Source organism: Luminiphilus syltensis NOR5-1B (genome assembly GCF_000158175.1).
GTDB classification, from domain to species: domain Bacteria; phylum Pseudomonadota; class Gammaproteobacteria; order Pseudomonadales; family Halieaceae; genus Luminiphilus; species Luminiphilus syltensis.
The window spans coordinates 380608-396118 of the sequence record NZ_DS999411.1 but is presented as its reverse complement, the minus strand read 5'-3'; the positions used below and the strand labels follow the sequence as shown (position 1 = coordinate 396118).

Sequence of the window (15511 nt, the reverse complement as noted above, 5' to 3'; positions counted from 1 at the left end):
CTAAGCGAGTTCCTCGCACCAGAGGATAGTCGCGCCGACTACTGCCGCTGGGATGACGATCAGGTTAACCAGCGGTATCCCCGAGACGAATGCCACGACACCGCCAAACCCCAGGCTGCTGATGCGCCGTGCAGCGCAGGCGTCCTTGACGTCACTAAATTTGAGTCGGTGGTTATCCATGGGATAGTCGACGAACTGCAGGCTCATCATCCAGGCGCCGAGTAAGAACCACAGCACCGGGGACAGGGCGTTTAGCCCGGGAATCAGCGTTAACACCAGCACCAGCAGCGCTCGCGGCAGGTAATACACCAATTTGCTCAATTCCCTGACGAGTGCTCGCGGGATTTCCAACAGCGCCGCACCGATACCCTCAAGTGCCGGTACCTGCCTGCCTGTTATCCGCTCTTCTACCTTTTCAGCAAGCAGGGAGTGGAAGGGCGACGTCAGTAAAAGAACAACAAAGGTCGATAAGTAGCCGGTGAGCAGCCCACCGAGTATCCAGAACAGCGGTGCGATAATCCAGGAGAGGAAGCTCAACCATCCGGGCAGGCTCTCGGTGGTGTCCTGATAAATCCCATCCATGTAGGAATAGGCGACGCTGCCCAGGGAAAGAAATAGCACCACATTAGCCAATAGCGGAATAAGGACGAAGCCGCGTATGCCGGGTTCTGTGAGCATGCTCAGCCCGCGAAAGAAATAGCCCGCTCCCGTGATCGCATTGCCGCGCATAGGGTTACCTTCTGTTGGTGTTCAACCCCATTATACTGATTGGGTGAAGCGGCAGGTGACAAGGCGATGACCGAAGATGATCTCTTTGAATCCGAGATGGCGGGTGTAAAGCCGCTGCGCTCCGAACCTCGAGAGCGCTTGATTCGAACACCAAAGACGGTATCGGCTGAGGCGCGCCGGGAGGCGGCGGAGGGTCGCCAAAAGGCTACCAATCCACTGGTCGACGAAGGTGTGGAACCCCTCGACGGCTGGTTTGTGCTGAATTTCAAGCGCCCGGGCATTCAGAATGGGGTATTCAAAAAGCTTCGCATGGGCCGCTATGACATCGACGCCCGGCTCGATTTGCACCGAATGACGGTGAAAACGGCCCGGGATGAAGTCATGGAGTTTGTCCGCGAATCGATGGAGCTTGGCTTGCGCACCGTATTGATCTTGCACGGTAAAGGTCAGCAAAAGATCGATCAGCAACGAACCGCGGTCATCAAGGGCTACGTCAACCGCTGGTTGCAGGATATCGAGGACGTGCAGGCGTATCATTCAGCGCAGCCGGTGCACGGCGGCACCGGTGCGGTTTATGTGTTGTTGAGAAAAAGCGCGGAAAAGAAACGCGAAAACCGCGAGCGCTTTATGAAAGGCCGTGTGCCCTACGACAACCGCTAATCGGACAGCTTTTTCATAAGTAGCTGACTGACCAGCTGCGGATTAGCCTGGCCTTTCGACGCCTTCATGATCTGGCCGACAAAAAACCCGCTGAGTTTCTTCTGCTTGGCTTCATCCGCCGCCTGGTACTGTGCGACCTGATCGGGATTGTTGGTGATGACGTCGTCAATCATCGCTTCAAGCTCGCCGGTGTCACTGACCTGCTTCAGTCCGCGGGCTTCGATGATGTCATCCGCCGAACCCTCTCCCAACCACAGACCTTCGAAAACCTGCTTGGCCAGCTTGCTGGACAGGGTGTTGTCGGCAATGCGGGTGATGAGGCCTGCCAGTGCAGACGCCGATACCGGGGTCTGGTCAATGTCGAGATCTTCACGATTCATCGCCGCGCTGAGATCCCCCAATATCCAATTGGCAACCAGCTTGGGCTCATCGCAGTCTGCTACCGCCGATTCAAAATAATCGGCCATTGCCCTGCTCGACACCAAAAGCGCGGCATCGTAATCGCTCAGTGTGTACTGCTCGATAAAGCGTGCACGTTTGGGTCCCGGAAGTTCAGGCAGTGATTGGGCAATGCTTTCAATAGTTGCCTCATCCAGCACCACCGGAAGCAGGTCCGGCTCCGGAAAATAGCGGTAGTCGTTGGCAACTTCCTTACTCCGCATCGAGCGGGTTTCGTTGCGATCCGCGTCATAAAGCCGAGTTTCCTGGGTTACGGTCTCGCCATTATCCAGCAGGTCTGCCTGACGCTCTGTTTCAACCTCGATCGCTTTTTCTACGAAGCGGAAGGAGTTGACGTTCTTGATTTCGGTTCGGGTTCCCAGTGTGTCACTGCCCACGGGGCGAAGTGAGATATTGACATCGCAGCGCATCGATCCTTCAGACATGTTCCCATCCGAGATGCCGAGATAGGTCACCAGCGAGTGCAGGGCCTTGAGGTAAGCGACGGCCTGTTCCGCCGTGCGGAAGTCCGGTTCAGTCACAATCTCCAGCAGGGGAGTGCCGGCGCGATTGAGATCGATGCCGGTCTGATCGGGGAAGGCATCGTGGACTGATTTGCCTGCGTCTTCCTCGAGATGCGCCCGTAAAATACGAATGGGAAACAGTGACCCATCGGGCATGGGAACCTCGAATAGGCCCTCGCCGACGATGGGCTCAAAAAACTGACTGATCTGGTAACCCTTGGGCAGGTCAGGATAAAAATAGTTTTTACGATCAAAGACCGAACGACGTCCTATCTTAGCGCCCACGCCGAGTCCAAACCGGACTGCGAACTCGACGGCACGGGTATTCAGAACGGGCAGCATTCCCGGCATACCCAGATCGACCGCATCGGCCTGTACGTTGGGCTCCGCCCCGAACCGGCTGGGCGATCCCGAGAATATCTTTGAATCAGTGGCCAGCTGGAGGTGCACCTCCAGCCCCATTACCGTTTCCCATGGCATCAGCGGCTAACCTCGACATCGGGTGCGCGACGATGCCAGTCGGTACGCTGCTGCAGACGATGACCCGCTTTCAGCAGGGTACTCTCGTCAAAGGCTCGGCCAATCAGTTGCAGCCCAACAGGAAGCCCGTTAACGGCGCCGGCGGGCAGTGATAAACCGGGCAGCCCGGCAAGATTGACGGCGAGGGTATAAATATCCTCCATGTACATTGATACGGGATCGTTATTTTTCGAACCCAGCGGGAAGGCGGTACCCGGTGTCGCGGGGCCGGCAATAACATCGACCTGTTCAAACGCCCTTGAAAAATCCTCGGAGATGATTCGTCGTACCTGCTGGGCGCGCTTAAAGTAGGCGTCATAGAAGCCCGAGGACAGCACATAGGTGCCTACCAAGATCCGGCGCTTCACTTCATCGCCAAAGCCTTCAGTTCTTGAGCGGAAATAGAGGTCCTCGAGATCCTTGGGCTGCGCACAACGATGGCCGAAGCGAACACCGTCGTACCGCGACAGATTCGTTGAAGCTTCTGCGGGGGCAATGACGTAATAGGTGGCAATCGCGTCACGGGTGTGGGGCAGGTCGATATCAATGAGCTTGGCGCCTTCGGACTCGAGCTCGGACAGCGCCGTTTTGACCTGTGCTGCGATCGCCGTGTCGAGATCATCGCTGAAGTATTCCCGGGGTATTCCGATGCGCAAGCCCTCGATGTTGCCGCCAAGGTCCGCCCGGAAATCCGGTACCGGCCTGTCGGCCGAGGTGGAATCGCCACTGTCCATACCGGCGATTGCAGAAAGCATGAGCGCCGCATCCTCCACGGTTCGTGTCATGGGCCCCGCCTGGTCCAGCGACGACGCGAAGGCAATAATACCTAGCCGCGAGACCCGACCGTAGGTCGGCTTCAGGCCGGTAATACCGCACAGGGCAGCCGGTTGTCGGATGGAGCCGCCAGTGTCGGTCCCGGTGCTTAGGGGTGCAAATCCCGCGGCTACCGCTGCGGCCGATCCGCCCGAGCTGCCGCCGGGGACGCGACTGACATCCCAGGGATTGACGGTTGGACCATAAAAGCTGGTTTCATTGGAGGAGCCCATGGCGAACTCATCCATGTTGGTTTTGCCGAGCATGACGGTGCCGGCATCGCGCAATCGCGCCACGACGGTGGCGTCGTAGGGCGGTACAAAATTATCGAGCATGCGCGAGGCGCAGGTCGTTAGAACCCCATTGGTACAGAAAATATCCTTGTGCAGCAGCGGGATCCCCGTCAAAGGCCCCTGATCGCCTGCTGCAATACGCTGGTCAGCCTCGATAGCATCCTGCCGCGCAGCATCCTCCGTCACGGTAATCACCGCATTGATGGTGGGGTTCAGGCGCTTGATTCGCTCCAGAAAGTGCTCGGTCAGCTCAAGACTGGATACGTCTCCATTGGCCAGTGCAGTGGAGAGCTCGGTTGCGGAGGCCTTTGTCGGGTCGGTGGGTGACATCAATCGATCACCTTGGGGACCAGAAAATAGCCCTCTTCTACCGCGGGAGCTGCCGACTGCAGGGCCTCACGGTTGTCACCCCGAGATACGACGTCCGGGCGCAATCGCTGGATATCGTCGTGGGGGTTCGACATGGGGGCCGTATCCGAGACGTCTACCGCCTGTAATTCATCGACCAGTTCGAGAATGCGGCCAAACCGTTCAACCACGGTGTCGAGCTCATTCTCGGCAATTTCGAGACGCGCGAGGTGAGCAATCTGCACCACATCCTCAGGTGTGACCGACATAAGAGAAGAAGCCTGGGTAAATTAAAGGCGCGAAGCTACCACATTGTACCTTGCCCAAAAACCCCCGCGTTGTTACATTTCCCCGCATTGGAGCTGCCCCCGCGTTTGGGGGCAGCAGACTCGTTTCGTGTCCGGAGGTGGCCAGCGCTGAGCACAGTAGCTCGCGGCTGTCAGGGACGCCTCACAGAATTCAGCTTTAGCCGTTGGATGCGCCGCCCACGGGGCGCTCGGTAAGGCAAAAGGGAATAGAACATGTTCAAACGTCTGCGTGGCGTTTTCTCCAACGATCTGTCGATCGACCTCGGCACGGCGAACACCCTGATTTACGTGAAGGACAAGGGCATTATTCTTGACGAGCCCTCGGTAGTGGCCATCCGCATCCACAACGGTCAGAAATCGATCGAGGCCGTTGGGCGCGAGGCGAAGCGTATGCTCGGCCGCACCCCCGGTAATATCACGGCGATCAGGCCGTTGAAGGATGGTGTGATTGCCGACTTCCAGGTAACCGAGAAGATGCTGCAGCACTTCATTGCAAAAGTGCACGAATCCCAGTTTATCCGCCCCAGTCCGCGTGTTCTCGTTTGTGTGCCCTGTATGTCGACCCAGGTTGAGCGCCGAGCTATTCGTGAGTCCGCCTTGAGTGCGGGCGCCCGTGAAGTTCGCTTGATTGAGGAGCCCATGGCGGCGGCGATTGGTGCGGGACTCGATGTGGATGAAGCATCCGGCTGCATGGTGGTCGATATCGGTGGTGGAACGACCGAAGTGGCCATTATTTCGCTCAACGGTGTGGTTTACCGGGACTCCATTCGCGTCGGTGGCGATCGTTTTGATGAAGCGATTGTGTCCTACGTCAGACGCAGCTACGGTAGCCTGATCGGTGACGCCACTGCGGAACGTATCAAGCAGGAAATCGGCTGTGCCTACAAGGGCAGTGAAACCCGGGAGATCGATGTTCGCGGTCGCCACCTCGCGGAGGGGGTTCCCAAGAGCTTTACGCTCAATAGTGACGAGATCCTGACCGCCCTCGAGGACCCGCTGGACGCCATTATGCAGGCCGTAAAAATGGCACTCGAGCAATCACCGCCTGAGCTTGCTGCAGATATCGCGGAAAGTGGTATTGTGCTCACGGGCGGTGGCGCCCTGCTGAGGGATATCGATCGTCGAATCTCGGACGAGACGGGTTTGCCAGTGATTGTGGCTGATGATCCGCTAACCTGTGTCGCTCGTGGTGGCGGTAAGGCATTGGAGCTGATGGATCGCCATCGCCTGGATCTGCTGTCTACCGAGTAATCGGATAACAGCAAAACTGCCGGAGGTCGGGAGATCAAACCGCTCTTCCTCAAAGAGAGCTATGTCGGTGTCCGCCTCGCGGTGGTCGTGTCCCTCTGCGCCGTTCTTTTTTATTTTCGCGATGATCCCCGGCTGGCCCCCGCCCGTGCGGTAGTCAGCGACGTCACCAGTGTGTTTTATTCAATCGCGGCCGCGCCAGTGACGCTGTGGAATGGTGTGACCGGTTACTTCGTAAGCCAGGAACAGCTGCGCGAGGATAACGAGCGCCTGCGTCAGCAAAACTTTATCTTCAAAGGTAGGCTGCAGCGACTGGCGGCCTTGCAGGCGGAGAATGCTCGCTATCGGGCACTGCTCAATTCTGCAGGTATTGTCGACGACGACGTGATGGTGGCTGAAATTATTGCTGTCGCGTCAGATCCCGCGCGACATTTGCTGGTCCTTGATAAAGGCGTCTCGCACGGCGTGGTCGCCGGCCAGCCACTACTCGGCGCCGATGGGCTGATGGGGCAGGTGGTTTGGGTCGGTAATTCGAGTAGTCGAGCCATGTTGATTACCGATTCTTCCCACGCATTGCCAGTTCAGGTGGTGCGCAACGGTGTGCGCGCGGTAGCGGAGGGCACCGGCGGTCTGGATCGTCTCATCATCCGCCATGTCGCGGCGACTACTGATATTGTGGTTGGCGATATGCTGGAAACCTCGGGCCTGGGTCGCCGCTTTCCCCCTGGATATCCCGTGGCGCAGGTTACCGCGGTGGATCTTGAGGCAGGGGCCGCTTTTTCCACCGTTTCTGCGCAACCGCTGGCGCCACTCGATCGGGGGCGCCACGTGATGTTGGCGATCGGTGAAGACCCAGACGCCGGCGAGTACTGAGGATGGAGCGTGCACAGGCAGTCTGGGTTATTCCGGTCACGCTGATGGTCGCTCTTTTACTGCACGCTGCCCCATTACCCTTTGAGTGGCGCTGGTTCCGTCCCGAACTACCGCTGCTGGTACTGTTTTACTGGGTGTTGGCGCTTCCGCAGCGCGTTGGCCTACTCAGCGCGGCTGTCATTGGTATTGGCATCGATTTACTCGAGGGTAGTGCACTGGGCGGGCTGGCGCTTGGCCTGGTGGTCTCAACGCTGGTGCTACTCTTTACCTACCAACGAATCCGACAATTCAATCTGTTCCAGCAATGTCTGCTCATGGGCCTGCTGATTGCTTTAGCGCTGACGGTAGAAAACTGGGTTCATAAGTTCATGGCGCTACCGACCGGAGGTATGCAGTTTCTCTGGCCGGCGTTAGTTTCGATGCCGTTCTGGGCGGTCATCAGAAAGCCGCTGCGGGGTTTGCGTCGCTACTACGGGGTGACCTGATGGACATCATATTGGCGTCCCGGAGTCCTCGACGACGGGCGTTGCTAAAGCAATTGATTGATGTTTTTGAGTGTCGGCCCGCCGATATTGACGAAAGCCCATTGGACGATGAATTGCCGTCGGCCTATGTCGAGCGCCTGGCCCGGGCCAAGGCCCATCGGTTTGCGGCCGATGATCGGCTGGTGCTTGCCGCCGATACGACGGTGGTACGCGACAGCGACTTGCTGGGTAAGCCGCTTGATAAAAGTCATGCTCGGCGGATGCTCCAATCGTTGTCGGGCCGGGCTCATCATGTCTGGACTGCTGTAGCGATTGCGGGCGAGGGGCGAATCGACAGCCGGACCGTCTGCACCGAGGTCAGTTTCGCAACGCTTTCCGAGTCCCTCATCGATGCCTACCTGGCCACTGACGAACCCTGGGATAAGGCGGGCAGTTACGGGATACAGGGTCTGGCGGGCTGCTTTGTGAGCGCTGTCCGCGGCAGCTATAGCGCTGTCGTTGGACTCCCATTGTGCGAAACCCGTCAATTACTGACGAGTTTTGACATCTTGCCGCACTGGGTTGCGTCCGCCGATGGTTGAGCGCATTCACCGGGGTGTTGGACGCACGATTTGGTATCTGCTGGTTGCGGCAGCGGTGGCGCTTGCGCTCTATGTCTCATTTGCTCGTGTCCTGCTCAGCCATCTCGATGGTACGCGGGCACTATGGCTTGAGGAGCTGGTGCAGCGCTCAGGGGTAGAAGTTGACTTCGCGCACATTTCTGGTGATTTGGAGGGTTTTTCACCGAGTTTTACGTTGCGCGATGGGGACATTGACTTTACCGACAACGATGACGATCACCTACGATTCGATTCCGCGACCGTAGTGGTAGATGCATGGGATAGCCTTGTGGCGCGTCAGCTGCGTTTCCGGCAGGTCACGCTCAATGGTGTCAGGATCAACGTTATCGTCAGCGACGATAACACCGCCTCGGCGCCTGAATTGGTCAAGCTATCTGATTTTCTGCGCTCATTCGAGAGGGTGGATATTGCGGGGTCCTCTCTGGCATTGCGACGGGGTAATGCGGCCCCGCTAAGCCTTGGGCTGGATTTGACCTATCGTCGAGAGGGGAGCTTCCGTCGTTTTAACGCCGTGGTTTCCCGTAACACCGTTCCTGCCTTGTCACTGCGCGGTTCCGGGGTGGGAGATCCACTCCGGTTAGACCGGTTTGCCGGTGAGATTTATGCCTCACTCTCGCTGGGATCGCTGAGTGATCTGGCATCGCTGGTGGGCCTCGAGGTACAAGGCACGGGCCAAACCGAGGTCTGGTACCAGGTTTCGGACAGGCGACCCTCAGTGGCGGTTCGAACCGAGCTTCGCGATGTGGTTGTGTCAGATTCCAGAGGTGATGACGCTCAGCTCAGATTCTCCAACGTTGGATTCAAAGGTGCGATTGATTTGGACTCCGATGACTGGCGCGCACAGTTGGAGGATATTTTGATCGCGGCCGGTGGCGAGCAGCTTGAAGTTCCACGACTGCAGTTGCGGGGAGACGGAAAAGGAACCCGGGTAAAGGTCGCCGCGCTAGACCTCGAGCAATTGGAGCGACTGACTCGCCTCGCCGGTGTGCTGCCGGAGCGTGTAGCCGTCGTCACAGAGCGTTTATCGCCGACCGGTGTCATTCGCACCGCGGATCTTCTGCTGGACGATTGGCGCGCCCCTCTGGATTCATGGTCGATAGTGGCCGATGTCAATTCGGTCTCAACGCGACCCTACGAGAACGTACCCGGATTATCGAATATCTCAGCGACGTTGATAGGCGCCGACAGTGATATACAGGCTTGGATTGACAGTCCCGGTTTTGTTCTCGAACTGCCGCAGGTCTACGAGCAGCCACTGGTCTTCGACCGTGTAACCGGGAGACTGGCGATCCGCTGGGATGGAGCAGATTGGCTTTATCTTGAGGACGGCCTGCTGAATACCTCCGCGCCGGAGCACGACGCCCGTGTCCAGTTTGGAATGGATATTCCGCTTAAACAGGGAGCGGACCCTGTGGCGATGAATCTTACGGTGGCCGCAGACAGTAGCTCGGCAATGGCGCGGGACCGCTACATACCCTATACGCTGAATCAATCACTGCTGGATTGGCTGGATAAGGCGATACCCAAGGGCGAGGTAGAGCGCGCCCTGTTTATATGGCGTGGTGGTTTTCTCGTCGACGATCCGTCGTTACGCTCCTATCAGCTGGGGGTGGGTCTGAGCGCCACCACTCTGGCGTTTGATGAAAAGTGGCCACAAATCGAGGATCTTGCAGGGACCTTGCTGATTGATGACGCTCGCGTCAGCGTTTGGAGTGATACCGCGCGAATGGCGCAGGCAGCGCTGGATTATGTTTCTGTAGAGGCCGCTGTATCCTCCTCAAGTTCGCCCATTAATATTGCGGCGAGTTTCTTCAACAACATCGATGACGGTTTAAGCATTCTGGAGCGGACGCCGCTGGTGGCAGGCCTTGAACCGCTGATAGACGACATTAGCGTCTCGGGTCACGTTGCCGGAGATTTGGCACTTTCAATACCTTTAGGCAGCGATGCACGTACCCGCGTCGATCTGGACCTCAGCCTGCGGGACGCGAGTGCCTATTCACAGGCACTCGATTTGCGCCTCTCCGATCTTAACGGCACATTCAGCTACACCGATACCAGAGGCTTTTTCGGGAGTGGGCTCGAGGGTCGAGTCTTCGGCAGTCCCGTCACTGGGACTATTGGTGGCGAGGTCGCCGATTCAGATGACGCACCACGGTTCCAGATGCAGCTCAAGAGCGTCCTCGAGTCAACACGGGTGATGGACTGGCTCGATCTACCGGAGACGCCGGCGGTCCGTGGGGCGAGTGAGGTGACTGTCGATATCGTCGTCGCCGACGAATCTCGGGTCAGTGTTAGCTCAGAATTGGTTGGAATCGATATTGCGCTGCCAGCGCCACTGGGCAAACAGGCCGATGAGCCAACCCGTGTCTCGGTCGACTTCCCTCTCGACGACCCATCGGGTGAGATCCCGTTCTTCTGGTACGCACGCGCTGTGGGTGAGGTCTATCGTGAGGACGGTGCGATCACAGGCGCTCTGGTTGATGTCACGCCGAGTGATCAGCCCTTCCCGCTTCCCAAAGACGGCGCGCCTGATAGCTTCACGGTGACGGGCTTTCTCCCCGAAATCGATATCACTGCCTGGTTAGGCGCGAAACACACCCTCGACCTCGATGCTGCGTCTTCCTCGGAATCCTACCCGGCAATGGCCGTCAAGAATCTCACCGTGGCTCGGGTCTTATTCCAGGGTCAAAATACCGGGAAGCTGGGGGTCGGTCTCAGGCAGCGCGAAAATACTGATGTCATCAGTCTCGAGGCTGATTGGTTTCAGGCAGAGTTCCTGAGGCCGAGATCGGAAGGGCGATCAGCATTATTGATCAACACACTGGATCTCGAAAGAATGCCGTCACGGTCAAGGGAGGGTGGTGATCCTAAGCCACCGGTTTTTGACAGGCCGCTGGAGGTTGTGGTGGCTAATCTGATCCACCGCGACGAGTCGCTCGGTGCCCTTCGGTTCCAGCTGGAGACCGAGCCCGAGTCCGGTAACTTGCGAGCGACCGCTGTTCGTGGCCAGCTCGCCGGTATTTATCTTGACGAAGGCAGTGAAATGATTTGGTGGGTGCCCGGTGAAGCCGTATCAGGGACCTCTATGACCCTCGCTGCGACCCTGGGTGATATTGGTAATACGCTGGAGCAGCTGGGCTCCGAACGCGTCATCGAAACCGACTCGGGAGAACTGGTGGCGCGGCTGTCATGGCCGGGAACTCCGGGGTCATTGAATCTGGAAGGTGTTCAAGGCGAGCTTGATCTGAAGCTTGAGAAAGGGGCCTTTCTCCCTGTTCCTGCAGAGGCGTCTGGATTGCTCAAGCTGATAGGCGTTTTTAATGTCTCGGGATTGCTGGCGCGCGCGGATATTACCCAGTTATTTGACCCCGGTTTGACCTTTGATTCGGCAACAGGCGCGATGACTATCGGCGGGGGGCAGCTCGATGTTTCTGAATTGACGCTGGTGGGGTCGGGTGGCGATTTCAAATTTGATAGCGATATTGACCTGATTCAGGAGACCATCGACGGGGAACTGATCGTCACGCTCCCGCTGGCGGACAATATTCCCTGGGTGGCGGCCCTTGCCGGCGGTTTGCCCATAGCGGCAGGAGCATTTTTGATCAGCAAAGTCTTTGAGGATCAGGTAAAGCAACTGACCAGTGGCATTTATTCGGTGGAAGGCAGTCTCGACGAGCCCATTGTGAAATTTGAGCGTTTGTTTGACGCCACCAGCACGAAGACGCGCTCGCGTGAACAGGAAGCCCCCGAAGTCGAAACGACTCAGTAGTCGTTGCTGATCTCGTCCAGTGATTTCAGATAGCGAAACAGCTTCCTGGGCACGGCTGAGGGCTTTCCCGCCGCCAGACATTTGCGGTGCTGGCGCAGCAGCTGTCGCAGCTGGCTGGGTTCAGCCTGGGGAAGCGCGGCCAGCACCGCGTTGATTCCGCCGTCGCCGCTTTCGATCAATCCATCGCGCAGTGCTTCCAGGCGATGAAACTGTGCGGCCGTTGCCTGATGTTTGCCGTCCAGGGCCTGCAGCGCATCTTCTATGGGTTGAGGGTCAATGGTGCGCATCAGCTTGCCGATAAATTGCATTTGCCGGCGCAGCCCGCCGCGGGCATTGAGACGCCGTGCCAGATCGATAGCCTCGCGCAATGTCTCGTCCTCGATGGGGATGGTCGCCAGCTCATTGTCGGACAGGGCCACCAACCGGGTCCCGATGGCCTGCAAGGCGTGCATCTCCCGCTTGCGCGCACTTTTACTGGGAGTGAGATCTTCTGGATCGTGTTCGGCGGATGAATCGGGTGCTGTATTCATAGTTCGGGTTACATGTAAAAAAGTGTGGCAAGGCCGAGAAAAGACAGGAACCCAACGACATCGGTAACGGTCGTCAGTACCACGCCCCCAGCCAGTGCCGGATCGATACTCAGGCGCTGCAGTATTAACGGCAGTACAGCGCCGGTCACGCCAGCGGTGATCAAATTGATGATCAATGCGGCGGCAATGACAAAGCCGAGAGTCCAGTCGTCAAACCAGAGTGATGCGGCGACCGCGACCACCGATGCCCAGAGCACACCATTGAGAACCCCCACCATTGCCTCGCGACCAATCAGCCAGCCTTCGTTACGCTTGTTGATATGACCCATGGCCATCCCTCGCACCAAAACCGTGAGTGACTGGGTGCCGGCAATACCTCCCATTGAGGCAACAATGGGCATTAGCACCGCAAGCGCGACCACTTTCTCGATGGTGCCCTGGAACAGATTGATCACCGATGAGGCAATAAAGGCAGTCAGCAGATTAATACCGAGCCAAATGGCGCGCCTTGGCGCCGTATGAAGTACGGTGGAGAAGGTATCTTCTTCCCCGATGCGAGCCAGGGAGGTTAGCGAATGGTCCGCCTCTTCGCGAATGACATCGACGATATCATCAATAGTGATTCGACCGAGCAGTGCGCCGTCATCATCGATGACCGGAGCCGAAATCCAGTCATTACGTTCGAATCGCCGAGCGACTTCCGTAGCCGGCAGCATCGCCGGGATGGGATCTCGTGTGGTGTCCATCATCTCCCTGACCGAGACTCCAGGGTCGGAAACCAAGAGGGTTCTGACCGGTAGAAGCCCCACGTATTGATCTTTCCGATTCACCACAATCACAGCGTCGGTATTTTCAGGCAGCACAGCATGTCGACGCAGATAACGCAGGACGACCTCGAGTTTCATATCGGCGCGCACCGTGATGGTGTCGGTACTCATGAGGCCGCCAGCCACATCGTCTGAATAACCGAGCACGGTCTCGATCCGTGCGCGGTCCTGCTCATCCATGACCTCGAGCACCTGATTGGTCAGGGCGTCGGGGAGCTCCTGAAGAATGTCCGCAACGTCATCGTCATCGAGCTTGCCGACAATATCGGCGAGGGCTTCCGGCTGCATTTCCTCAAGGAAGACGTTGCGCAGTTCGTCGGGCAGCTCATTGAGGACATCGGCCTCTTGTTCTGGCTCGAGAAGCTGCCACAACACATGCCGGAAGGGTGGTGGTGATGAGCTGATCAGGTGGGCGATATCACCGGGGGAGAGCTCTCCCATCAGGTTTGCGACATCGCCGAGGGTTCCCGCAGAAAGGGCGCGATCTAACCGATCAAGCTGCTTTTGTGACCCTGCTGCGGTGTTCAAAGCGAATCCCCTCACGTTTGAATGTGATTGTTAAACCTCTGGCAGCTGGGGCGCCAATGTAACGGTCAGTGGCTACTCGGCCTCGGTGAAGCGATCGGCGATGAGTTCGATAATCGCTGCGGCAGCCGCATCCTCGTCCCGCCCATCGACATGAAGTTGCAGGCGCGTGCCTTTGCCCGCTGCCAGCATCATCACTGACATGATGGATTTTGCGTCGACCATTTTATCTGAATTGCCGATCATTACCCGCGAAGAATAATGCGCGGCGCAATCCACCAGCTTGGCAGCCGCACGTGCGTGCAGACCCAGTTTGTTAATGATTTCAATTTCGGTCTCAATCATGGCCGGGTAATCTCCGTCAAGTCGCGGTGTCGCAACTGGATTTTCGGATGATCCCTGGACAGTGTGCGATGGACCTGCTCGGCTACAAAGACCGAGCGGTGTTGGCCTCCGGTACAGCCAATGGCCACAGTCATGTAACGTCGTTGACTCGCTTCATAGTGGGGTAGCCAACGCGACAGGAAGTCGACGATGTCCGCAACAAATCGATCGGTCTCGGAATGTTGCTGTAAAAATTCGGCGACTTCGGAATCTCGACCCGTGAACGGACGCAGCTCTGATTTCCAGTGTGGGTTAACCAGTAATCTGGCATCGAACATAAGATCGGCGTCGGCTGGAACGCCGCGTTTGAAGCCAAAGGATTCGATGAGCAACGACAGCTCATTATCCTCGACCTGGCCCAGTCGCGACGTAATGACGGCCCGAAGGTCGTAGATATTCGATTCCGTGGTATCAATGGTCAGATCGGCGGCCGCTGCGAGGGGCTCCAGAAGTTCGCGCTCACTGGCGATCGACTCTGCCAGCGAGTGGTCTGCATCGCTCAGCGGATGCTTGCGTCGAGTCTCGCTGAAGCGCTTGATCAAAACCGATTCATCCGCGTCGAGGAACACGATCTGTCGTGAGATATCGGTCGAAAGCTGCGACAGTACGTTGTCGATCTGGCCCAGGTCGCTGCGGCTATTGCGCGCATCGATACAGACCGCTATGCCACGGTAGCCGGTGTAATTTCCACCCAGCATTTCACGGGTGAGATGCTGCAGCAACCCCGCCGGAAGATTATCGACACAGTAATAGCCGATATCTTCCAGCTGGTGCAGCGCGGTGGATTTTCCCGATCCCGAGCGCCCGCTGATGATCACCAGCTCCATGGCTAGGCAGCCTCGGAGTGAACGGCGGAATCGAGCAGGTCTGCGCTGGAATGGGCGTTACGCAAGGCGCTGCAGTAGGCCGGGTCAGAAAAGCGCCCGGCGAGCTCTGCGAGAATATCGAGGTGCTCCTGGGTTGCCTCAAGCGGTACCAGCAGTACGAAAAGCAGATCAACGGGTACATTGTCGGGGGCATCGAAGGGGATAGCCTGATCGAGTGTAATCAGGCAGCCCAGCGGCTGCGCACAGCCTTCCACGCGACAATGCGGTATGGCGACCCCTTGACCGAGACCGGTGGTGCCCAGTTTTTCTCGTGCAAGCAACTGGGTGTAGATATCATCGTCGCTGAGGTCAGGTTCGACCTCGGCAATCTGCTCGGCGGCCAACTCAAAAATCCTTTTTTTACTCGAGACCTCGACACGCCACATGACACGAGCGGGTGACAGCAGGTTGACAAGCCTAGTCATGGTTCAATGGCCCCGATGTTTTTCCTTGTGCTTGATGATTTGGCGATCGAGCTTGTCAGCAAGCGCGTCTATGGCGGCGTACATATCTTCTGACTCCACCGCAGCGAAGAGGTCGGCGCCTGAAATATGCAGATTGGCCTCTGCTTTGTGGACATGGCCATCGATGACCAGTTTGACGTCAATATTGTTGATGTGATCGATGTGGCGCTGGAGCTTGTCAAATTTTTCTGATACGTGGTTTCGAAGGGCGTCCGTAACGTCGATGTGGTGCCCGCTGACGGTTAATTGCATCGCTGTTCTCCTTATTTGAATCTGATCCTGCCG

16 protein-coding genes are annotated in these 15511 nt (G+C 57.5%); 6 read left to right on the top strand and 10 right to left on the bottom strand.

Features of this window, described 5'->3' with window-relative positions; all coding sequences use genetic code 11:
• Positions 1-729, bottom strand: a complete 729-nt coding sequence (cysZ, locus tag NOR51B_RS01780) for a sulfate transporter CysZ (protein ID WP_009019348.1) — start codon at positions 727-729, stop codon at positions 1-3.
• Between the two features lie 66 nt (positions 730-795).
• On the opposite strand from cysZ, the gene smrA reads away from it, so the two are divergent.
• The gene (smrA, locus tag NOR51B_RS01775) at positions 796-1389 is read left to right on the top strand and encodes a DNA endonuclease SmrA (protein WP_040481561.1); all 594 of its coding nucleotides are present in this window, start codon (positions 796-798) and stop codon (positions 1387-1389) included.
• Here smrA and gatB read toward each other — a convergent pair.
• The 3 genes from gatB to gatC are packed head-to-tail and all read right to left on the bottom strand — an operon-like array spanning position 1386 to position 4593.
• Complete coding sequence (gene gatB / locus NOR51B_RS01770) at positions 1386-2831, bottom strand: Asp-tRNA(Asn)/Glu-tRNA(Gln) amidotransferase subunit GatB (protein ID WP_040481558.1); 1446 nt, start codon at positions 2829-2831, stop codon at positions 1386-1388. The two genes, smrA and gatB, sit on opposite strands and share 4 nt — an antisense overlap.
• Complete coding sequence (gatA, locus tag NOR51B_RS01765) at positions 2831-4306, bottom strand: Asp-tRNA(Asn)/Glu-tRNA(Gln) amidotransferase subunit GatA (RefSeq protein ID WP_009019553.1); 1476 nt, start codon at positions 4304-4306, stop codon at positions 2831-2833. The genes gatB and gatA overlap by 1 nt, the downstream gene beginning before the upstream one ends.
• Complete coding sequence (gene gatC / locus NOR51B_RS01760; RefSeq protein ID WP_009021134.1) at positions 4306-4593, bottom strand: Asp-tRNA(Asn)/Glu-tRNA(Gln) amidotransferase subunit GatC; 288 nt, start codon at positions 4591-4593, stop codon at positions 4306-4308. Before gatC ends, gatA begins: the two co-directional genes overlap by 1 nt.
• 252 nt (positions 4594-4845) lie before the next feature.
• Between gatC and NOR51B_RS01755 the strand changes: the two genes are divergently transcribed.
• Genes NOR51B_RS01755 through NOR51B_RS01735 form a run of 5 tightly spaced genes read left to right on the top strand, consistent with a single transcriptional unit; the run spans position 4846 to position 11630 of the window.
• Positions 4846-5883 carry a rod shape-determining protein gene (locus tag NOR51B_RS01755; RefSeq protein WP_009020625.1) on the top strand — a complete coding sequence of 346 codons (1038 nt, stop codon included), beginning with the start codon at positions 4846-4848 and terminating at the stop codon, positions 5881-5883.
• A gap of 33 nt (positions 5884-5916) precedes the next feature.
• Positions 5917-6753: a rod shape-determining protein MreC gene (mreC, locus tag NOR51B_RS01750; protein WP_081443869.1), complete on the top strand. Its 837-nt coding sequence runs from the start codon at positions 5917-5919 to the stop codon at positions 6751-6753.
• 2 nt (positions 6754-6755) lie between these two features.
• The gene (gene mreD / locus NOR51B_RS01745) at positions 6756-7238 is read left to right on the top strand and encodes a rod shape-determining protein MreD (RefSeq protein WP_009020047.1); all 483 of its coding nucleotides are present in this window, start codon (positions 6756-6758) and stop codon (positions 7236-7238) included.
• Positions 7238-7819 (top strand): Maf family protein, encoded by a 582-nt coding sequence (locus NOR51B_RS01740; protein ID WP_040481555.1) that lies wholly within the window; start codon positions 7238-7240, stop codon positions 7817-7819. The genes mreD and NOR51B_RS01740 overlap by 1 nt, the downstream gene beginning before the upstream one ends.
• Positions 7812-11630, top strand: a complete 3819-nt coding sequence (locus tag NOR51B_RS01735; RefSeq protein ID WP_009018878.1) for a YhdP family phospholipid transporter — start codon at positions 7812-7814, stop codon at positions 11628-11630. The genes NOR51B_RS01740 and NOR51B_RS01735 overlap by 8 nt, the downstream gene beginning before the upstream one ends.
• On the opposite strand, the gene yjgA is transcribed toward NOR51B_RS01735, so the two are convergent.
• From yjgA to hpf, 6 genes are all read right to left on the bottom strand, one after another.
• On the bottom strand, positions 11624-12160 hold the full coding sequence (gene yjgA / locus NOR51B_RS01730; RefSeq protein ID WP_009020343.1) for a ribosome biogenesis factor YjgA: 537 nt from the start codon (positions 12158-12160) through the stop codon (positions 11624-11626). The genes NOR51B_RS01735 and yjgA overlap by 7 nt on opposite strands.
• Positions 12161-12168: 8 nt before the next feature.
• Positions 12169-13515 carry a magnesium transporter gene (mgtE, locus tag NOR51B_RS01725; protein ID WP_009021491.1) on the bottom strand — a complete coding sequence of 449 codons (1347 nt, stop codon included), beginning with the start codon at positions 13513-13515 and terminating at the stop codon, positions 12169-12171.
• 72 nt (positions 13516-13587) lie between these two features.
• Positions 13588-13857: an HPr family phosphocarrier protein gene (locus tag NOR51B_RS01720; RefSeq protein WP_009019205.1), complete on the bottom strand. Its 270-nt coding sequence runs from the start codon at positions 13855-13857 to the stop codon at positions 13588-13590.
• Positions 13854-14723: an RNase adapter RapZ gene (rapZ, locus tag NOR51B_RS01715; RefSeq protein ID WP_009020079.1), complete on the bottom strand. Its 870-nt coding sequence runs from the start codon at positions 14721-14723 to the stop codon at positions 13854-13856. Before rapZ ends, NOR51B_RS01720 begins: the two co-directional genes overlap by 4 nt.
• A gap of 2 nt (positions 14724-14725) precedes the next feature.
• The gene (locus NOR51B_RS01710; protein ID WP_040481552.1) at positions 14726-15187 is read right to left on the bottom strand and encodes a PTS sugar transporter subunit IIA; all 462 of its coding nucleotides are present in this window, start codon (positions 15185-15187) and stop codon (positions 14726-14728) included.
• Between the two features lie 3 nt (positions 15188-15190).
• Positions 15191-15478 (bottom strand): ribosome hibernation-promoting factor, HPF/YfiA family, encoded by a 288-nt coding sequence (gene hpf / locus NOR51B_RS01705; RefSeq protein WP_009018991.1) that lies wholly within the window; start codon positions 15476-15478, stop codon positions 15191-15193.
• Positions 15479-15511: the final 33 nt, after the last annotated feature.